This is a genomic window from Salinimicrobium sp. TH3, from assembly GCF_026676115.1.
Classification (GTDB): domain Bacteria; phylum Bacteroidota; class Bacteroidia; order Flavobacteriales; family Flavobacteriaceae; genus Salinimicrobium.
The window spans coordinates 83,543-105,393 of record NZ_JAPONB010000004.1; the positions used below are offsets into that span (position 1 = coordinate 83,543).

Here is a 21,851-nt window from a genome sequence, read left to right on the forward strand (position 1 = left end):
TTAACTTTGATCTTCCTTCAAATACAAGTAAACTTTATGCATGTTCACCACTTACTCGAAAAAAAATCTATTGCCAATACTTTTATTTCTCAACTTCGGAATGTTGATATTCAAACCGACAGACTCCGCTTCCGAAGAAATATTGAGAGATTGGGAGAGATACTGGGTTATGAGCTAAGCAAGAATTTTCAATTTGAGGATAGGGAAGTAAAGACTCCATTGGGTATTGCTAATGTTCCCCTTCCTAAAGAGGAGCTGGTGATTTGCTCAATATTAAGAGCCGGCCTACCCCTTCATACCGGTTTACTTAATTATTTTGATGCTGCAGAAAACTCTTTTATTTCTGCTTACCGCCATCACCCTAATAATGACGAAGAGTTTGAGATCCTTGTCGAATATCTTGCCTCGCCTTCTCTGGAAGGAAAAACCCTCATATTGGCTGATCCTATGTTGGCTACCGGCCGCTCATTTGTGAACGTGTTGGAAGCTTTAAAAAAGATGGGGAATCCAAAAGAAATTCACCTTGTCGCGGTCATAGCTGCAAAAGAAGGAATAGCATACCTGGAGGAAAAATTTCCCGAAAATTCACACCTGTGGGTAGCAACCATTGACGAAAAATTAGACGAGAGAGGTTATATTGTTCCGGGACTTGGAGATGCTGGAGACCTTTGTTTTGGTCCAAAGGAGCAGCATTAGAACGGGTATCCAATTGCGAAATTGAATACCGGCTCTGTAGGTCTTGGGTCCCAACGTTCCCCTTCTTCAAGCCACGGGATGCGTAAGGGAGCCGCAAGATCAAATCTTATCACAAAACTTTGAATGTCAACTCTTAACCCTACTCCTGCCCCTACTGCCACTTCATTTAAAAAGTTTGAACTAAAAGTTCCTTTTTCAATAAGCATTTCCTGTTGCTCTGTCAATTCATCCCCGGGAGGTAGATTATTTCTCTCGGTATTCCAGACATTTCCTGCATCTGCAAATACAGCTCCTTTTAAGATTTGGAAGATGGGGAAGCGATATTCAATATTCGCCTCCAATCTTATATTTCCCATTTGATCATAATAGGAAAGATCTCCCTGTGGTTTGTAAGTTCCTGGACCAAGGGATCTAATTTGAAAAGCCCTGATGCTGTAAGGTCCCCCGGCAAAATATTGACGGCTGAAGGGCATAACTTCAGAATTCCCGTAAGGTATCCCTAATCCGGCAAATAATCGTGTGGCTATAGTTTGCTCTGGACTTAATTTGAAATGATAACGAAAATCGGCATCGGCTTTGGCATACTGCGCGAACCTAAGGCCCAGGAAGGTCTTGGGAGTCTCTCCCCCGCTCAATGCATCCAGAATATTTCCTGTTAGGTCCAGATTGGCATTTAGGAAAAACTGGTGAGTATCACTGGCATCTACCATTCCATTATAAATAAAAGAATAAGTAAGACCTGCTATAAACTGTTGATCAAAACTGCTTGCGAGGAAAGGGTTTTCTTTGAGGATTTTCCTGAATCTGTCCGATTCGTTTAGCTGCACGTAGTCAACCGAAAAAGGGTTTAATTCGTGAGTAATGTACCGGTTGGCTTTCCAAATGTAGCCGAAACTCCCTGAAACCGAAAATAGATTAAAGAGGTTAGTTCGATTAAGATATTCAAATCCCGCACTTATTTTCGTTTTTGGAATGGAATATTCGAACCAGTTGCTATTTATTTCAATTACTGGGAAAAGCATTCTGGGAATAATAAGATCTGAATTTAATCCCAGAATGATACTGGTATTTCCAACATCGGTATCGGCAGAAAGTTGTTGTTCGTAGCCAACTTTCCCGGTGAGTTTAAGAATTTCCCCCCCGTGGAAGAGATTCCGGTTGGTGTAGGTCAATGCCAGGTGTGGTCCTGCAAAACTGTTGGATTTGGTAACGGCCTGTAATTCTGCACGTATTGATCTTTTATTGAGCGGCGACAAAAAGATGTTAGCTTCAAGATAGCCTATACTATCGGTAGAAATAGAATCTAGAACGTCGTACCGTATGTTCACGAATTTATACGTCCCCAGGGAAGTGAGGCGTCTACTTGTCCTTCCTGAATTAGTTGGGCTGTAGAGCTCCCCTTCTTTGATCAATATATAAGGATCTAACTTTTCGGGTTTAAAGAAGACTTCATTTTGGATGTAGTTCCTGCCGTTATATCGTACTGTGTCCCGGTCAATAGAATCGGTGCCAATGGCGTAATTGGGATAAATATTAACCCGTTTCACTTTATAGGGTTTTATCGCTTCCCTGGGCACCTGTTTTTTAAGGCGCAAAAAAAGATCGAATTTCTTTCGGTCATATTGATTTGTATCAGATTCGAAAATGAGGAAATTATTGCTGAAGTTGTAATAACCACGTTCTTTCAATGCAATATCTATTCGCTCCCTTTCCAACTTCAAAACAGAAAGATTAAAAGGTTCTCCTTCATCAATAAGAGATTCTGAAAGGGTTTCTTTAATCTCCTTATAGATCCTGAGGGAATCATTGTCCATTCTGTATTTTTCCAGCACATAAGGTTCCTCTGGAAGTATGGCGCGATATGAAATAGAAGCTAACTTCTGCTTTCTTTTTTCTTTAAGAGTGAAATCAACCGTGCTGTAAAAATAACCCCTGTTCTCTAACCGGTTTTTAAGTAATTCTTCTGTGTGATAGGGATCAACATCTGAAAGATACACCGGTTCTTCCCCGAATTTTCTATTCAGGAATTTATTGATAAACCCCGGCTTCTCCTTCTGCGCTTTATAGTGGAAGTACAATCCCCACCGCGTGCCCAGGAATTTTGCATTTGGTGAAGGAGTAAGTAAGGTTTGTAGCTGATTCTTAAGATCTTTCTTGTTAGCTATCTCATCCTGTGAATCGAGTTCAATATCTGCCCCGGTATATAATAATTCATCTTCGGGGATAAACTTTTTAACGCTGCAAGCCTGCAGCAAAAAAATAGCTAAAAATAAAGTAAGTCCTAAAAATGCCTTTTTTGACATGCTATTGTTCAGTTTTTTCAGGTTCATTCTGGTTTGCCTGCTGTTTTCTTTTCTCTTCACTTAAAATCTGGCTCCAAAGCTCCCGGAATTTATTGAAGTCCTGCGTAAAAATCAGGGAAAGTCCGCTTATGATCAATTGCCCATCTATGACATTCTCATAACTCCTTCTTCGGAAGGCTTCCAGCCTTAATCTACCATCTTCTGTAAGGAGATATTCCAGGCTAACATTTCCAATCACAGGAGTGCTTTCCTCAACCTGGCTGCTACCCTGTAAGTCTACCTCACTTCCCACACTCACAATAAGACGGTCATCAAATAGCTTTTTTTGAGCGGTAATATCCAGCTGTGTCCTCTCTTCGGGAGCAGCTCCCTGATAATCTGTATAAGAGTCGAGTCCAAAATTCAGATCCACACCGGTTTCTCCTAATAACCTGTCAGAAAACACGTTTAATTGATCTGAAATGGCCGAATTTAAATTATCCCGCGCAAACGACAGGGTACCGCCACTGGCTCCATCGCTTCCCGAATCGGGGAAGAACCTGTTAAGGACGAGGAGAGAAAATACCTGCTTATTAAGTTCATTTTCCTGTTGATTTAACTGCTGGACCCTGCCATAAACCTGTCCGCTAAGGGACCCCTGTTCATCCTCTGGCATATCCAGGCCGAAAGATATTGTAGGAGCATTGATCTCCCCTCCTATTTTTAGGTATACAAGAAATTCCAGCTCCTGTCTATACCTTTGGCGAACATCCATATCAACCGATGTAAGCTGAGGTGCCATTAAAGCCGAAGCAGAAGTTTCAACGCTATAGGATGCCGTAATATTAAGATCTGCATCCAGCGGATCTCCCGCCCATACAATGCTGCTGCCTTCCATGATATCGAATTTCCTGGTGACCAGGTTATAAAGGCTCATTTCATAATGACCATCCTGCAGTTCCAGTCTACCGGACATGGTGGTCCTTCCATTGGGATAAATATCAAAAAGAAGTTCGCCTTCCCCTGTCCCGCGGAAGTTATCTCCTGTTTCTTCGCTAATAACGACTGTAAAGGTTGCATTTTCCTCGACCGAGATATAGGAATTCATCTTAAAGCCCGAAAATGAAACCGCATCTTCCTCCTCTTTGGTTTGGGTAAGGATCTGGTTTGGATTCTCCCGGTTTACAAAAACAACTACTCCTTCCCGCTCTTCAAGCTCAACATTGGCTTCAGGAATAATATAGGTGAGGTTGGTCTCTTCCCCTACTGTGAGATCCATTTCGACAATAGGTAATTCAAGATCCCCGGTTAGAGAGCCGGTGACATCAACGACTGCTTTACCATAAAAGAGTTCATTCGCACCCTCTTCTGAATTAACGACAGTAAAATTTTCAGCATTAAAACTAAGATCAAATTCAGGATTGAGATAAGTCTCCGTCAGGACAGACCCATCAAGAACAAATTCATTGTTGTTCAAATCCCGGATCATGAAATTCTCCATATAAATCCCATCGTTATTTATTCGCAGGTCTTCGTTTGGAAATACAAAGGGAGCCCCTAAAGCAGCAACGGTAAATGCTGCATTATTAAAATGGATATTTCCCTCATATTGAGGCTCCAGAGTGGTGCCGCTAACAGATATTGCACCCGAGAAGCTCCCGTCTGCCGCTGTAATGGCACCGTCTGCGAAGTTTTCGATAACCTCCATCTTTATTTCGTTGAGGTCCAGCTGGAGATCAAGATTTGCTGTCTTTTCTGAAGCTATATAAGAGCCAGTTAGGTCAAGATCTGCATTACCTCTTAGTCCAAGATCTATATTATAAGTATCCCCACCGGTACTATTGGCAACAAGAGAAAGCTCTCCCAATGGTACATCTAAGACTCCAAATTCATTGATCTTGAGATCGGCAACAAGTCCCGTGGTTCCAAAAGGTTCTTCAATGATAAAACTTCCATTCATGCTCCCTGCTGCCAAAACTTTTTCAGGATTGAAATAGGAAAATATAGATGCAAGCTTAAAATTGTCGAACTCTATTCCTATGTGCTCTCCGGCTATTCCATCCATTTGATTTGAGGCACGAAGCAACTGGTTGTTACGTGTGAGTTCAAATTGGTTAAAACTCCACTTATTTTCTCCAATTAAAATAGCATTGTCAGAGTCTATTTCCCAGGGGGAAGCATTAAGGATAAACTCTTTGGGGTTAATGTGAATTCGAAGGACATCATCTTCTTTGGATACCAGGGAACTAAAATGCATAAGCCGTTCCCCTTCATAATTGGAAGTGAAATCGAGTAATAATTCTTCATTGACCAGTTCCCCTTCCAAAATAGTCTCTTTAATGGCTAGTGGACCTGCATTTAAACGTTTTAGACCAAAATCAAAAGCAAGCTTTTCTTTGTCTGAATCCATATTGAATTGCAGACTGTCTATCTCGCTTCCAAAGTAATTTAGATATGGCAAACTTACCTGGGCTGCCAGCTCCCTTGTTTTCTCTTCAAAATCCATTCTTACTTTTAGAGTATCCATTTCTTCTAACTGCGGAAGAAAAACATCTTCTAAAATTGGGGATGGGCTTACTTCTGCCCGCAATTCTATATTCACAGGATTTCGAACCGTGTCCAGCTGATTTTCTATGCTGTAATAGCTTTGATAATGCCTGTCAAGAGCATTAATAAAATCCATTGGCCCGGCATTCGAACTTAGACGAAGATCGAGCATACGGTTGTCAACATCAATGGAAGTAGTATCGGGTCTTACATGTGCCAGGAGATCGACAGACCCCAGGAGATAAGTTTCATCATCGTATACAAAAACTCCTTCATTAATACTTCCCACCATGTCAAAACTTTCGGCGTTACCTTCAAAAGTTGCCCTAAGATCAAGTCCTGTATTGATTTGTCTGTTGGTTAGGCCCAGCGCTTGTAGATCGGCTCCCATAAGATTGAGGTTTAATGCCACTTTTGGCGCGACAGAGTCCAGTTCCACAAAACTTTGGAGCTCCATATTGAGGTTTTCATCCTTATAATCTACATTGACAAACCCATCGCCGTCCTCTAGTTGGGCATAGAGTTCAATATCTTCAAACTGGTAATTATTGTAGGTAAAGCTGGAAATATTTCCATCGGCCATGGCATCCAGTTCATTTAAATTCGCTCCTGAACCCGACGCTTCCATTTGCAAACTAATAGACCCCAACGCTTTATTCTGAAGGAGTTGTCCCAGTTCTAACTTAGTAACCTTAAGGTCGGCGTTGAAAGCAATTCCTGGAGCGGTGACAAACCGCCCATCCACATTTATTTTTCCTGCGGAAGAATTGAGGATCGCATCAACCGAAATATCTTCTGGTGTCCCACTAAAATTTCCAGATAAGCTTATTTGCTCAGGAAGTTGAATTCCCAGGTCCAGTGATGCTAAAAAGCCACTAAGATCGGAGCGGGAAGAGTTGAAATTAAGTTGTGGGAGATCAAACTTTAAATTATCTGGATCTGTGGCATTGTATATAGTACCACCCGTGGAAGAAAGCGCGGTATTGCCCCAGTTAATATTTGCACTCTCAATTGAAATTTTCGATAATTCTCCACTGGCAAAAAGACTTCCTGAAATACCTTTTTTGGCAAGTTCACTAATGTATTCATTCTGCTGAAGATCTGGTTGGAACCTGTACAAATCCTGTAGATCAACATTAAACTGTGGCAGGTTAAGATCTACGGTCGCATTTTTGGGATTTTCTATAAAAGAATTGAGTGATTGATAATCAATCACTAGGTTTCCTTCCACCATATTCCCATTTAACTTAAGCAGTAGATCCTGCAACAGCATTCTGTCTTCGTTTATGCTCGCAACAAATTGGGTTCTATTCAAATTTAAACCTGAAGCTTCCCTAAAGTTAAGAGCTTCTACTTTGGCTTCCAGGGATTTATTTGCCAGAATAAGTTCCGGAATTTTAAGATCCAGGTCTTTAAGTCCAACAGCTTCAGGATTAAACGTGCCGGGAGTTGGTCTGCTGTCATTAACCCAGTACCTGAAATCTGTATTCTGAATACTTAGATCTGAAGCTTTTACCTCCCATTCCGGCCATTCGAAACCTTCGGTTGCTGTAGAATCTGAAGCAGTTAGTTGTTCTGTTTCAGCAATAGCTTTGGTTTTGGTTTGCAGATATATTCTTGAATCGTTCAAATCAAGTTTATCGATCACGAGAAGTGTATTTTCCAGATCTACTGCGGGTAATTTGAGGTACAGGTCATCTATATTTACATCGGCTACAATTCCGTCGGGAACAGAGGTGTAGGATCCGGCGACATTATTAACCTTCAGGTTTTCGGCAGACAAAAAAGGTAATGGGATCGTATCTTCCTGGGGAGAATCGGGAGCAGGTTTTGTTTGGGCATATTTAAAACGGGTATTTTTCAGGATAACATCTCCGGCTTCAAAACGCATGCTGTCCAACTCGAATTTCTGCATCTCAAGCTGCAAACCTCCCAGGGCGACTTTGGTGTCAATTCCAAGGTATTTATCATCATATGTAAGTCTGAAATTTTCAATATTGATGTCCCCCAACCTAATTTCCATTTGAGAAGCAGTAGTATCTGCCGGGGTTGTGGTAGCAGTCGTATCGGCCGTTGCAAAGGCTTCCGTCAGGAAATCAAAATTAAAACCCTGAATAGTATCTGTACGATCAATATTTGCTATTCCTCCGTTCCAGTCCAGGCTATTGAGATAAAAACCTTTACCTTTTATAAGTGGCATTAATGAAATATCGGCTTGAAGTTCCCGGCTATATATTAAGGTGTCCCCTTCTTCATCTTCCATATAAAGACCTTCCAAACTTAAATCCCCGCCAAAAGTGATAAAAAGTCGGTCGACTTCTACCACTGTATTAGTTTTGTTAGTAATGTAGTTTACAAGTTTGTCTACAATAATTCCCTGTCCCCATGGGCTGCGAATGAAGAGTAATAAAAGAAAAATGAAGATAAAAATCCCGAGCAGGATCTTAAAAAATAATTTTAAGCCTGAACCTCTTTTCTTTTTTTCCTTTTGATTTTTTTTTGTTTCCAAAGATTGACTGTCTACCTGATCTAATTTATTTCTTTTAATCCTTATCCTGAAATTCCTGAAGGTAAAAGCCTGTTAAACAACACCTTCTAAAAATGGCATTTTTTGACTGAAATATTCCTGGAGAATTCTCTTCGAAAAAGATAAAAATTTCCCCGTGAGCAGCCATTTTATTAGGAATAATTTGGCAACACTCTGTAGTAACTGATAATCTTTCGTTAAAAATAAGGACCTAAAAATGCCTTTTCTATAATTTCGACCGTATTAAATCGTTTCCATTGTCGGGGCTAAAATTAAACCCTCTGATAATTTAAAAACAAAAACCCAAAATCATGAAAAAAACTCTTACCGTTACGGTATTGGCAGCAACATTGCTGACTTCTTGTGTTTCCAAAAAGAAATATGTAGCTCTTGAGGAAGATTACAATAATACACGAAGTAATCTACAGCAAACTCAAGTAGAAAAAGAAAAACTTGAAGAAAGGTTGAATGCCATTGAACAAAGAGTAGCAGATTACAACTCGAGAATTAATTCCCTTACTGAAGAAAATGATCAAAAACTGGAAATGAATGAGCTTACGGCAATGTCTAATGCCAACAAGCGCAAGATGAGAGAAACTCTTAGGAAAGTTGATCCTGCGAAACTTGCAGATGCTGAAACTCTTGAAGACTCCATTAACCTTGCAGTAGCTTACAATTTGGAAAGCCAAATTAGCAGTGGTTCATCTGAAGATGTAGATATCACCGTAGATAAAACTGTTGTGATGATCAACGTTTCAGATAAACTGCTTTTTAGGAGCGGAAGCCATAGAGTGAGCAGAGATGCCTATCCCCTTTTGGAAAAACTGGCAGAAGTTATTAATTCTGAACCAGCTATGGAGGTAATGGTAGAAGGCCATACAGATTCCCAGACAATGGTGGAAAATTCTTACATCCAGGATAACTGGGAATTGAGTGTTAGACGATCTACAGCTATTGTAAGATTGTTACAGGATAGATTCAACGTTGATCCTGAAAAATTAATTGCGGCGGGACGCAGCAGCTATAAACCAGTAGCCGACAATGACACCAGGGAGAACAGGGCTCTTAACAGAAGGACAAGAATTGTCATCCTGCCAAACCTGGATAAATTCCTTGCTTTACTGGATTCGGAGCAATCGGCTGCACAGCCTGTGGATTCTTCCAATAATTAAGAATTAGGTTTAGACAGTAAAATAAAAGAGGCCATTGTGGTCTCTTTTTTATTTGCGTTTAAGCCAGTAAAAATCAAGAGAATGTTTCCCTCCGCCTGTAATTAACAGGACGGTAAAAATAAGAAGATATATAAGTGCAAGTTCTTTTCGCTGAAAAGGATCGGAAACATGTATCACGAAAGCGGCAGTGAACATTGTAAGAATTAGCGGGATTACCGCAAGGCGTGTTCCCAGTCCCAAAATAACCAGGATCGAACAAATAAATTCTGCAAAGACAGCTAAAGCAAGCGTTGTCGCCATTCCAAGACCTGCAGGATCGGCAAATACTATTTCTTCACTTCCAAAAAGATTTAGGAGTTTTGGATAACCATGAGTGAGCATGAGACCGGCTGCACCCAGCCTCAGGATCAATAGCCCCAGATCAATTTTAGCAAGTTCCAGATTGGTAGTATAGGTGTTTTTCATAAATGTAATTTGGATAAATATATGAAAGATCCTTAAATTCTTTAAAGGACTGACCATAAGACTATAACGTTATAGTTTTTTAACATTGTGTATTTCATCGATAATTTTGTGCACTTTATCTGTTTTATTCTAATAATTTTTCTTAATATTGGTTTAGAAATAAATTGAAGTGAAAAAGGTTTTTATTCTAATGCTAATACTACTGTTATCCGGGACCGGTATGTCATATGGACAAACCAGTGCCACAGCTTCCTTTACTGCTTCGGCTACCATTATTCAGCCTATTGGAATTACCACCACTTCAAATATGAACTTCGCCAATCTCGATGCCAAATCTGGAGGAGCAGTAATTCTCACCCCCGAGAATACCAGGATAAGTACAGGTGACGTAGCCCTGGCCGAAAATGCTGCAGTTTCTGCCGCATCTTTTGAGGTAACAGGAGAAGAAGGATTTGCTTTTTCTATAAGCCTTCCCAAAGATGAATTTATACTGGCTAACGGCAGCGAAAGCATGATCATCAAAGATTTTACAAGTAGTCTTGCCGAAGGTGGAAGCCTAACCGGAGGCTCAAAAATTGTAAGGGTCGGAGCAACCTTAAAGGTTAATCCAAACCAAACACCGGGGGTTTACAACAGTCGGTCACCTATGAACGTCACTGTTAATTACAATTGATCCTTTCGAAATAACTTGTATTACTGCTCCTCAAGTTCCTTAGGTTTTCTTAATCATGTAGTTCAACGAATTTTCTATTCGTGCAACGATTTATTTATTCCACCTGCTTAAGCGTCATTCTTAAATGAGCTCTACTCCTACCTACATGTTCTAATCCCTTTTATTCATGTTGATGACATTTCCTGTTAATTCCTCCACTCCAGCAGGGACTGATAAAAGCACACAGTTTTATAAAGAACTATTCATTTCATACCCGACCGAAATAAGGTTAGGTGCTCCAAAAGAATCCTCTAAAACAGGAAATAGTCCCCGGCCTTTATTCAAAGGAGGTTTATACGAGGCATATTTCCTCTTTTTGTTCTAATTTTCGTCAGAATTACCTTCCAGGTTAGCTTTGGACGGGCTTCAGATTCCAAAAAAAATCTAAAAATGTGCATTTCAACGAATTTCTGCCGCCCTTATCGACTTTTTTTGTAGGAGCTTTCCTTAAGGGGTATGTTTGCCCCGTTAAATAATTGATAACCCAATTAATATTTTACATACCCCCTAAAAACCTACACATGAAAAAAATTACTTTTATTTTATTCGCTCTTATCGCTGGAACTACTTTTGCACAAAACTCAGTAAATGGAACTGCACTTGCTAAAGCCGAGATTGTTAAGCCTTTGACTATTTCATCGGAAGGAGCTTTAAATTTTGGAACTATTGCAGCTCCAGATGCAGATACTGATGTAGTGCTTACTACGGCTAATGTCAGAAATATGCCAACAAGTATGTCTATTCCAGGTAATCTTGTTACTGGTGTCCCTACATTTACTGTTACAAAGGAAGCAGGTTTAACTTATAAAGTAGTAACTGGTTCTACGAATTTAAAATTAAGTGGTGAAACTGATATGGTTATTAAAGATATAACCACCAATTTAACTGCTTTAGAAGGAGCAACCGCAGAAACCTTTAAGGTTGGTGCTACAATTACAGTTAATAAAGATCAGAGTCCTGGTGATTATGAAGGACAGGTTTCTGTAACAGTTTCCTACGAGTAACCATAGTTACCTCAAAATAAAAGAAAACGCCGCCCTTGTGGCGGCGTTTTTAGTTTTTGCTTATCTTGTTTAACTAACTACCACCAAACCAAATGAATAAAGTCTTAAGCTTATTTATTTTTGTGCTGATCTCCACGCAAACATTTGCACAGGCTTCAGCTTCGGCAACGGTGGAGAGCCGGGCTACTATTATTGATCCTATAAAAATTGACAAGACTGTAGATTTGGATTTTGGAAATGTGATCTCTGCCTATAATCCCGGAACGGTAATCTTAACACCAGATGGTTCAAGAGTAGCATACGGAGTACAAATATCTTCTTCTTTTCCCGGTACTGTAAATCCTGCTCAGGCTGTGGTTACTCATGGGAACAATAATTATGCAATTACCCTTCCTGAGTCCTTTGTCCTTTTTAATAGTGAAAACCCCGATCAACAATTGATCATAGATAATTTCACTGTAGCTCCCGAGGAAGGCGTTATAATGGATATAATTAAAATTGGAGCAAGATTAAACCTGGAAGCCAACCAGTCCGCAGGCTTCTATACAAATTCTTCAGGGTTTAATGTCACAGTGTCCTATAATTAATTTTAAGATATCCTTAACGATCTTGTCTTCTTTTACTTACATTTGTGTCAGGTAAAAAATCCAATAGAATTCAGCCCCCGCATGAATAAAAAATTACTACAGTTCTCAGTTCTTATACTATTATTTTTCTTTCCAACAATTTCTCTTGCTCAGGGAGATCTAATGATCATGCCCAAGAGGCTGGTATTTGACGGTTCTCAAAGATCCCAGGAGATCAATCTTGCAAATACAGGAAGTGATACTGCTGTTTATGCTATTTCCTTTGTCAATTATAAGATGACAGAAAGTGGAAATTTCGAACAGGTCGATTCTCCTGAGGAAGGTCAGCGATTTGCAGAAGGCAATCTTAGATATTTCCCCCGCCGGGTAACCCTTGCTCCTAACGAAGCCCAAACTATTAGAGTACAGGTTACCCGAACAGGAAATCTGGAACAGGGAGAATATCGTTCTCATATGTATTTTAGGGCTGTAGAAGAGCAAACTGCATTAGGACAGGAAGAAGCCCAGGAAGCGGAAGGAATATCAATCAACATCAAAACAGTTTTTGGAATAAGTATTCCAATTATTATTAGAGAAGGAGCATCTACTACACAAATTAATTTATCTGATATTTCATTAAACACTGAAGGTGAAAATCCCAAGCTTTCGTTAGTGATCAATAGGTCGGGCAACATGTCGGTATATGGTAACATTAAAGTAGATCATGTTTCCCCTGAAGGAGTCACTACCGAAGTAGGAATGGTGAAAGGAGTTTCTGTTTATACTCCCAACACAAAAAGAAACTTTTCCTTTGAATTACGAAGTGCCGGGGAAGTGGATTTGAGCACAGGAAAACTTAGAGTAAGTTATTCTGAAGAGATAGGAAAGGCTTTAGCTACAAAAGAAATTCCCCTGAACTAAATGAAAAAAAACTCCTCCCGGTTTTTTAAGTTTTTTAAAATCACCTTGCTGGTGGTGGGGATATTTTTTACTTCAAATGTATTGGCTCAAGATTTATTTATAGGTAATAATGATATTACTGTATCTACTGTTGATCCTCCAATGGAAGTTGGCAATGTGATTTATAATAATAGCTCTAAGCTTACAGTTAACGGAACTTTAATTGTAAATGGTAATTTTAATATGGACCAAAATGGAGCCTTATTGGAATTAGGGGAAGGTGCCAGGTTAATCGTGTATGGTAATTTCATTGCTCATAACAAGGTCAATATCACTTTGCAAAAGGACAGCTATCTTATTGTATATGGTGATTTCACAAAGGGAGGTTCATCTGGTCAGGATTTGGTAATTATAGATAATGCCAAAATCTATATTTTAGGTAATGGTGATAATTGGGGTGGAAATTTCACCGGTTGTGGTGGGGGATATGACGGTACCACAACCACTCAAAGCGATGATTGTGACTTTGGTAATGAAGAAGATTTCGAAAACAATCAGGATGAATTTCCAGATGATTTAGTGGAGCAACTTAATTGTTATGATCTAACTGCAATTTCTAATCAGGAAGTTTGTGAGGGTGCTCCTGTTACTTTTGGTGTTACTGAAATTACCAATGCTGCCGTTAAGTATGAGTGGCAGGAGAAAACTGCATCCACAGATTGGGTGCCGGTAAAAAACAATCCTGATACCTATACTTATACTATTCCCAGTACATCAGTAGAAGATAGCGGAAAGCTTTTTAGGGTAATTGTTCGACCTTCCGATTCTACTAATGCTACTTGTAAAATTTCCATTTCCAGGAAGGTGCTTCTAACAGTAAATGCTTTACCTGTTCCAGTATTATCAAGCAATTACCCGGTATGTGAGGGAGGTGATATTGAACTAAATTCTTCCACTATTCCAGGAGGCACTTATCAATGGACAGGACCTAACGGCTTTACTTCAAGTGTACAGAATCCTGTTATTCCAAATGCCAGCCAGGCTAAAGCAGGAGAGTATTCGCTTATTGTTACTAATGCCAATGGTTGTAGCAGTAATCCTCAGAGGACTAATGTGGTAGTAAATAATTTACCTGTTCCTATATTATCAAGCAATTCCCCTGTATGTAAGGGAGGTGATATTGAACTAAATTCTTCCACTATTCCAGGAGGCACTTATCAATGGACAGGACCTAACGGTTTCACTTCCAGTGAGCAGAATCCTGTTATTACAAATGCCAGCCAGCCAAAGGCAGGAGACTATTCACTTGTTGTTAAGAATGCCAATGGGTGTAGTAGTATAATCTCCTATGTAACTATAAGTATCACAAACAAATCGGAATGGACCGGTGCAGAAGATACAAATTGGAATAATATCAATAACTGGAGTTGTAACTCCCTTCCTACTTTGAGTACGGATGTTACTATTCCTGCGAACTTAAGCAAGTATCCGGTGGTAAGTACTGGAAGTAATGCGTTTTCAAAAAATCTTATTATTGAGACCGGAGCTTCTGTTACTGTTATCGATAATTGGTTAAGAATCACCGGGAATTTAACTAATGATAATAATTTAAGTGCCTCTGCCGGAAGTATTTCCTTTGAAGGAGCATTAGCACAAACCATTCCTGCAGGAGCTTTCGGGAATGACAGGATTTTAAACTTAAATATTAGTAACTCCGCCGGAGTTACATCCGAAGCTACCATTGAGATAATCAATTCTCTAAAAGTAGAAGCAGGAACCTTTTACACCGGTGATGGCCTCACCCTAATTTCTGGTGAAACAGGAACCGCATATATTGATGGCAGCGGCACAGGACAGGTTTTCGGAACTGTCACTATGCAGCGTTATATTTCCAATGCTTTTGGTTATAAATATTTCAGTTCTCCTTTTCAAAACTCTACAGTGAATGATCTTGCGGCCAATTTTAATCTAACAAATATAGAAACCGGTTTTCCTCACCTTTACGAATATCTTGAAAATCGGGAAGACGGGAAAGGAAATGATCTAACGGGCTGGCAGAAATTTTTGGATCTGGCTGCGCCTTTAGAAACCGGATTGGGATACGCCATTAATCCAAGTGGTGTGACCGATCCTTTAACTTTAAAGGTGACAGGAATTGTGAATAACGGTCTTGTAGAAGTAACTCTGGAAAATAATGACGGTAATTATACCAATGGCTTTAATCTGGTGGGGAACCCCTACCCTTCTCCTGTAGACTGGGATTTAATGGCTCCCGGATTGACAGGCATTGATAATGGTATTCATTTTTTTAAAGCAAGCGCCGATAACAGATACACCGGAACTTATGTATCTTATGTGGACGGAGTTTCTACAGATCCTGCCTCAGGTATAATTCCATCCATGCAGGGATTTTTTGTTAGGGTAAGTGATCCTGATAATGGGATTTATCCTGCTACGGCTAATCTGCAATTTACCAATGCTGCAAGAACCGGAAATGAGGTTTCTCATAGTTATTACAAGACGAAAAATAAAGCTGAAGTTCCTCAAATTAGGTTATCTGCAGGCTTTGAAAATGAAGAAAATTCAGATGCGACAGTAATCTATTTTAGAAATGGAGCAACTCCCGAATTTGAAAAAGAAATGGATGCTCAAAAAATTCTAAATACGGCTGTGAATGTTCCCAGTCTATATAGTTTGAGTTCAAAAAAGGAAAAACTTTCTATTAATGCTGTATCCAGTCTCAACACCGAAGCAATGGAAATTCCTCTTGGAATAAGTGCTGAAAGATCTGGTGAAATGAGACTTGTTCTTTCCGAAGCTACAAACCTTTTTCCCTCTCTTCACCTTTACCTGAAGGATAACAAAAGGAAAATCCTCAAAGATCTTGATAAAGATCCTCTTTATACCTTCACTTCTCAAAAAGGGCAAATTAATGATCGATTTGTTTTAATGTTTTCTTCTGAAAAATTATCCCCCGCAGAAATTGCAGTGGCTATGGAAGATTTTGCCGTTTATAATAGAGATAAAGAAGTTGTGGTAAAACTGAACCTTCCCAATAATGAAGAAGGAAAAGTGATTCTTAGTAATATGTCCGGGCAGGTACTACAGAGGAAATCCGGTTCTGGAAAAGAGGAGGTCAGGTTTAGTGGTATAATGTCTACAGGTGTTTACCTGGTGACCCTGGAAACGGGAAATGAAAGCCAAACCAAAAAAGTAATTTTTAAAGAATAAAGAATGACTGGAAAAAGCTTTTTCATATTCATGTTTTTGAGCCTCTCCAGTATAGTTTATTCTGAAGTAGCTGCACAGGAAAACCCACCTATTCCAGTAACTGTTGAAGTACGAAATGCCCAGGGTTTAAATTTTGGTTCATTCACTGTAGGAACTAACGGTGGAAATGTTTTTTTGAGTCCAAACGGTAATCGCACAGGTGATTCAGATGTGCATTTGCTGAATCTGGGACAACCGTCCCATTATGCGATCTTTGACGTGTACGTAAATCCCGGTACTCTCCTGCAGATCCAGGGAGTTTATGATTTTACTCTTGAAGGACCTTCTGGTAGTGATGTCACTTTAACCATTGATCCAAATAGAGATATAAGCACCGGGCAAACTTTTATAACAACTCAGAATCCCCACGAGGTTCTTGTAGGTGGGCAATTAAAGATCCCAAATGGTAGCTCAGGTCCCGCCGGAAGTTATAATGCAATGTTTACAATAACATTTATTCACGAATAGCCGCAAGAAAATTAATGCCAACTACTTCCCCCAAAAAAATATTTTTCTCAGCAAAAATTTCTCACATCTGTTTTTTGTTGTTTTTTGGGTTATTCACTTCAGTGGCAACAGCTCAGCAATTCCAACAAGATTATGATGAACTAGGCGTTGAAATGAACATTTCAAGGCTGGGAACTTATGAAATTCCCATTGCTATTAAAGGAGAAGATGCCTATTTACCCGTTGAAGTACTCTTCGACATTTTAAAGATCAAGCATGAAACCACGGGAGAGATTGTCAGCGGATTTATCATTCATCCCGATTCTTCCTATACTATTAACTGGCAAAAGCCAGAGATCATCTATAAAGGTGAAACCTTCAGCCTTTCCAAAAATGACATTTTAGAAACTCCTTCCGGCAGGTATCTCAAATCAGATCACTTCGGAAAAATATTTGATCTTGATACGCAATTCTCCTTCCGAAGTCTTTCCGTAGAACTGGAGACCGATAAGGAGCTGCCAGTGATAAAGGAAATGCGCCTGCAAAAGATGAGGGAAAATCTTGACAGGGTGAAAGGAGTGGTCGTGCCCGATACTTTAATTCCTGCGCGATATCCATTTTTCAAGCCGGGAACTCTCGATTGGGGCGTGGTTACCACACAACAAACCGATTTTGAAAATGTTAACCGACTTATGTTAGGGCTGGGAACTATGTTCCTGGGTGGGGAAACTAATTTAATGTTGAACTATTCGAGCCGGTTGCCATTTTCAACCCGTAACCAGTTTTACCAATGGCGCTATGTGAACAATGACAACAAATATCTTACCCAGATAACTGCGGGACGTATTTTCTCCAGAGCTACTTCTTCCCTTTTTGCACCAGTCTCGGGAGTACAGATCACTAATAGTCCACTACAAAACCGACGCTCTTTTGGAACTTACCTCCTTAATGACTACACCGAACCGCGCTGGACGGTCGAACTTTATGTAAATAATGTCCTGGTGGCTTTCACCGAGGCAGATGCTTCAGGGTTCTACAGTTTTGAAGTGCCGCTTATGTATGGTAATACAGCAGTGAGTCTTCGTTTCTACGGCCCCTGGGGAGAAGAACGTATTGAAGATAGAGTGATCAATATTCCCTATAATTTTGTTCCGAAAAATGAACTGGAATATACTTTAAGTGCGGGAATTGTTGAAAATGAAGACTGGAATCGCTTTAGCAGGGTCAATCTTAATTATGGACTGAACAATGCTATCACTATTGGTGGTGGGGTGGAATATCTTTCTGAAGTAGAGAGTGGCGAAGTAATGCCTTTCGTAAATTCCTCCATGCGTATTGCCTCAGGTTTATTGTTCTCGGGAGAATATATGTACGGCGTCAAAGGGGAAGCGCTCTTAAGTTACCGCTCCCCACGAAATATTCAGGTAGACCTTAATTATATCAATTATGATGAGGACCAAACGGCGATAAATTTCAACTATCTGGAGGAAAGAAAAGTTAGCCTTTCTACTCCTGTTCGCACCAGATATTTTTCCATGTTTAGCCGCTTTAGCGTGAACCAGATCATTATGCCCACAACCGAGTTTACAACAGCCCAGCTATTGCTATCGGGTGCACTGTTTGGTATTAGCACTAACTTTACAACTTACGGCCTGTACAATGATCGTATGGACGAGCCCACCTTGTACAGCTCCTTATCCCAAACTTACCGTCTGCCTCATAAATTCCTCTTTTCTCCTCAAATCCAGTACGATTTTAGCCGGGAGAGATTTAACAACCTTATCCTGGAAGTAGAACGTCCGGTTTTTCGGCAGGGATTCTTGAATCTCGCCTACGAGAACAATTTCTTAAGGGATGCTCATATTTTTGAGGTGGGACTGCGGTATGCGTTTAATTTCGCACAAACTTCGGCCACTTCACGAATTGGAAATAGAAATTCCTCCTTTGTACAATCAGCCAGGGGAAGCTTAATGCTCGATGATAATACAGGCTATATAATGGCAAGCAATCGCACCGCCATGTCACGAGCGGCGATTACGGTAATTCCGTTCCTGGATCTTAACCACAACGGAGTCAAAGATCCCATGGAACCTGGAGTACCCGGTCTTGAACTTAAAAACCGAAGTGGCCGCGTTACATATAATGAAGATGAGACGATTCTTCGTATAACAGAACTTCAGCCCTATATTGATCTTCTCCTTGAATTGGATCCTGTAAGTCTGGACAACATTGCCTGGAAGATCCCAAATTCCAAGATCCTCGTAAAAACCCAGCCTAACCACTTCAAAGAAATCTACGTTCCTGTAGAAGTCCAGGGAGAAGTTGGCGGAATGGTATATTATAACGAAGGAAACAAAATTAGCGGCCAGGGTAGGATCTTAATCAATATTCTGGACCAAAAAGGGCAAAAAGCAGCTGAGCTTCTAAGTGAAGGCGACGGATACTTTAGTTACCTGGGACTGGCCCCAGGGAAATACACTGCGGAAATTGATCCTGAACAGCTGCAGAAGCTAGGGTATAAAGCCATGCCTGAAGCAATAGAATTCGAAATCAAGGTAGATCAATATGGAGATATTGTAGATACTTTAGAATTCGTTCTTTCGGAAAAATAGTTTTTTGCTACGAATTCACGAATGTCTTTTTTTCAGGCGCAGTAGAATTTCTTCGTATTCTTCTTTTGATCTTATTTTTCTTTGTGTAAAATTTTCGGAAATAAATTTCTGCGCTCTTTGCTTTTCTTTGCGCTCCTCTGCGTGAAAAAGATCCATCTAATTTCTATCAGGCTTCCACTCCGTATGAAAAAACTCTCCTCTGGGTTTATCCTTACGTTCGTAGGTGTGAGCACCAAAATAATCCCGCTGCGCCTGGATCATATTGGCCGATGATTGTTCAGCAGTAAAACTTAGCAGGTAATTTGCCGCGGCACTCATAACCGGTACAGGAAAGCCGGCATTTAAAGCTTCTCCCACTACTGCAGTTAGGGATTTCCTGGATGTTGATATTTCCTGAACTATGTCGGGATGCATTAAAATATGCTGTTGATAAACTTCGAATTTTTTAACCAAATCTTCCATTAGTTTGCTTCTTATGATACAACCATTGGTCCAGATTCTCGCCACTTCCGATAGGTTTAGCTTCCACTCATATTCCTTAGAAGCCCTGGAAAGCAGATCAAACCCTGTGGCATGATTAATAATACTTGATGCCTTAAAAGCTTCAAAAAGGGCATTTCTCAGCTCTTTTATATTTCCTTTCTCTAAAATTTGTGAGTCATATTCTTTCGCAGCCGCTGTGCGGCTTTCTTTCATCCCGGAAATATTTCTTGCCATTACTGCAGCACTAATAGTATCCAGCGGCACTCCCAGCTCCAAAGCAGCATTGGTGGACCAGCCTCCTGTGCCTTTTTGCTTCGCTGCATCCAGGATGTTGTCGAGTAGAAATGTTCCGTCTTCCTTCTTCCGAAGAATATCGATAGAAATTTCCAGAAGATAACTTTGTACTTCCCGGTTCCACTCTTCAAAAAGAGCAGCGATCTCTATGGAAGTTGTGCCGGTGTGGAATCTCAACAGATGATAGGTTTCGGCAATGAGCTGCATCTCCCCGTACTCAATACCGTTGTGTACCATCTTGACGAAATGCCCCGATCCATCGGGTCCTATGTATGCGCAGCAAGGATCTCCATTTTTATCCCGTGCTGCAATCTTCTCCAGGATAGGCCCTACTCTTTTGTAAGAACTTTTAGGTCCGCCGGGCATGATGGAAGGTCCTTTTCTTGCCCCTTCTTCTCCACCCGAAATTCCCACGCCCATAAACAAGATTCCCTTTTCCTTTAGTTCCTTTTCTCTCCTGATGGTATCTTTGTAATGGGAATTTCCACCGTCAATAATGAGATCATCCTTGTCCAGATAGGGAAGCAGATCTTCAATGACAAAATCGATCACTTTCCCGGCATTCACCATAAGCAGGATATTTCTGGGTCTTTCGAGGCTTTGGGTAAAAGCCTTGAGATCATCAAACCCTTCAAAATTTAATTCAACATTTTTTGAAACAAAATTTTTGGCGATATCTACCTCCATCTTATCTACGTGCCGGTTATAAACCGAAACTTTATAGCCGCTTGAGGCCATATTAATCGCAAGGCTTTGTCCCATTACTCCCAGACCAAAAAGACCTATTTCAGCTTTTTCCTTCATTTTTTCCATGATCTCATTTATTATTTGTTCGGGAGATTGATCCACATCAATATGAATTCCATAGGAAGGCAGTTCCAGGGTTTCATACTGCGACTGCAGCAGCTCCGGCTTAAAATAATGACCTTTCCTGCCGGTAATCCTTTTGTGAATTACACCATAATCCGAATGCAAAAAGATCCACCTAATATCCTCCTGCGGCAGGACCTTCAGCTGTTCCCGGTACTTTTCCTTTAAGGCTGAACATGCCAGAACAGCTCCCGATTCCCCCTGCCATTCGGTAATTTTTAAAGCAAGATTCTCCAGCCATTCCCGGCGATCCACATCTTTTAGTGGAATCCCGGCGTCCATTTTTTCTACATTTTCTTTAGGATGGAAATCATCGGCATCAAAAAAGGGGATTTCCAGCTGCTTTGCCAGGAGTCTCCCAATGGTAGTTTTGCCAACTCCCGAGACCCCCATTACTATATATACTTTTTGCCGAATCATGAGTAAGTTATAGCGAGGATCTCCAATTCCTGTAACTCTCCTCCCATTTGCACTTCGGCAATTTCTCCGATTTTTTTTCCGGTAAGGGCTTTGGCAAGGGGTGCCAAAAATGCTATTTTTTGAGCCTTAATATTTGCCTCATCTACCCCAACGATCATAAAGGATTGTTCCTTTCCCTTTTGAGGTCCCGTCAAAAAACGAAATTTCACCCTGGCACCAAATCTCACCTCGTCCTGGGCCTGTTCTTTGGGTTCAAGAATTCGGGCCGAGTTTATTCTCTCATTCAGTAAATTGATCTTTCCGTCAATCACTGCTGTAGCATGCCTTCGGTCTTTATCACTGCTAATATCCAGCTCCTTTCTTTCCTTTTCCAATGCTTCCCGCTCTTCTATCAACTGCTTGTGTCCCTGCGGAGTAACATAATTGGTCACTCCCGGAGGCAAGGCTGCACGTGGTGGAATAAACGGTGCTTCTTCCTGGTCCTCTTCCTTTACAAATCCGCGGCTCATAATTCTCTTTTTATTAAAGGTCACAAATTACCCGCACAATTCAAAAATTGTATTAAATCCTGTTAATTTTGGCGT

The 21,851-nt window shown here is 40.4% G+C and carries 14 protein-coding genes; 9 read left to right on the plus strand and 5 right to left on the minus strand.

Going from position 1 to position 21,851, the window contains the following annotated elements; genetic code table 11:
• Positions 1 to 36: 36 nt before the first annotated feature.
• Positions 37 to 696, plus strand: a complete 660-nt coding sequence (gene upp / locus OU683_RS07865) for a uracil phosphoribosyltransferase (protein ID WP_268137384.1) — start codon at positions 37 to 39, stop codon at positions 694 to 696.
• Here upp and tamL read toward each other — a convergent pair.
• Complete coding sequence (gene tamL, locus OU683_RS07870; protein WP_268136969.1) at positions 693 to 3,026, minus strand: translocation and assembly module lipoprotein TamL; 2,334 nt, start codon at positions 3,024 to 3,026, stop codon at positions 693 to 695. The two genes, upp and tamL, sit on opposite strands and share 4 nt — an antisense overlap.
• Complete coding sequence (locus tag OU683_RS07875; RefSeq protein ID WP_268136971.1) at positions 3,001 to 8,034, minus strand: translocation/assembly module TamB domain-containing protein; 5,034 nt, start codon at positions 8,032 to 8,034, stop codon at positions 3,001 to 3,003. Before OU683_RS07875 ends, tamL begins: the two co-directional genes overlap by 26 nt.
• Positions 8,035 to 8,363: 329 nt before the next feature.
• Between OU683_RS07875 and OU683_RS07880 the strand changes: the two genes are divergently transcribed.
• Positions 8,364 to 9,224 carry an OmpA family protein gene (locus tag OU683_RS07880; RefSeq protein WP_268136973.1) on the plus strand — a complete coding sequence of 287 codons (861 nt, stop codon included), beginning with the start codon at positions 8,364 to 8,366 and terminating at the stop codon, positions 9,222 to 9,224.
• Between the two features lie 48 nt (positions 9,225 to 9,272).
• Here the strand turns inward: OU683_RS07880 and OU683_RS07885 are convergent, their stop codons facing one another.
• Positions 9,273 to 9,689, minus strand: coding sequence for a DoxX family protein (locus OU683_RS07885; RefSeq protein ID WP_268136975.1), 417 nt, complete (start codon positions 9,687 to 9,689; stop codon positions 9,273 to 9,275).
• Positions 9,690 to 9,879: 190 nt separating this feature from the next.
• Here OU683_RS07885 and OU683_RS07890 point away from each other — a divergent pair, with 190 nt between their 5' ends.
• From OU683_RS07890 to OU683_RS07920, 7 genes are all read left to right on the plus strand, one after another.
• Entirely contained in the window at positions 9,880 to 10,362 is a 483-nt protein-coding gene (locus tag OU683_RS07890) for a DUF4402 domain-containing protein (protein WP_268136977.1), read from the plus strand.
• Positions 10,363 to 10,922: 560 nt separating this feature from the next.
• On the plus strand, positions 10,923 to 11,405 hold the full coding sequence (locus OU683_RS07895) for a DUF4402 domain-containing protein (protein WP_268136979.1): 483 nt from the start codon (positions 10,923 to 10,925) through the stop codon (positions 11,403 to 11,405).
• 92 nt (positions 11,406 to 11,497) lie between these two features.
• Positions 11,498 to 11,992: a DUF4402 domain-containing protein gene (locus OU683_RS07900; protein ID WP_268136980.1), complete on the plus strand. Its 495-nt coding sequence runs from the start codon at positions 11,498 to 11,500 to the stop codon at positions 11,990 to 11,992.
• An 81-nt stretch (positions 11,993 to 12,073) separates the two neighbouring features.
• The gene (locus OU683_RS07905; RefSeq protein WP_268136982.1) at positions 12,074 to 12,892 is read left to right on the plus strand and encodes a fimbrial biogenesis chaperone; all 819 of its coding nucleotides are present in this window, start codon (positions 12,074 to 12,076) and stop codon (positions 12,890 to 12,892) included.
• Complete coding sequence (locus OU683_RS07910; RefSeq protein WP_268136984.1) at positions 12,893 to 16,102, plus strand: DUF8693 domain-containing protein; 3,210 nt, start codon at positions 12,893 to 12,895, stop codon at positions 16,100 to 16,102.
• 3 nt (positions 16,103 to 16,105) lie between these two features.
• Positions 16,106 to 16,609 (plus strand): DUF4402 domain-containing protein, encoded by a 504-nt coding sequence (locus OU683_RS07915; protein ID WP_268136986.1) that lies wholly within the window; start codon positions 16,106 to 16,108, stop codon positions 16,607 to 16,609.
• 101 nt (positions 16,610 to 16,710) lie between these two features.
• Entirely contained in the window at positions 16,711 to 19,200 is a 2,490-nt protein-coding gene (locus tag OU683_RS07920; protein ID WP_268136988.1) for a hypothetical protein, read from the plus strand.
• A 156-nt stretch (positions 19,201 to 19,356) separates the two neighbouring features.
• On the opposite strand, the gene gnd is transcribed toward OU683_RS07920, so the two are convergent.
• Together gnd and OU683_RS07930 are read right to left on the minus strand one after the other, a co-directional pair.
• Positions 19,357 to 21,267 carry an NADP-dependent phosphogluconate dehydrogenase gene (gnd, locus tag OU683_RS07925; RefSeq protein WP_268136990.1) on the minus strand — a complete coding sequence of 637 codons (1,911 nt, stop codon included), beginning with the start codon at positions 21,265 to 21,267 and terminating at the stop codon, positions 19,357 to 19,359.
• Positions 21,264 to 21,776, minus strand: coding sequence for a GreA/GreB family elongation factor (locus tag OU683_RS07930; RefSeq protein WP_268136992.1), 513 nt, complete (start codon positions 21,774 to 21,776; stop codon positions 21,264 to 21,266). Before OU683_RS07930 ends, gnd begins: the two co-directional genes overlap by 4 nt.
• Positions 21,777 to 21,851: the final 75 nt, after the last annotated feature.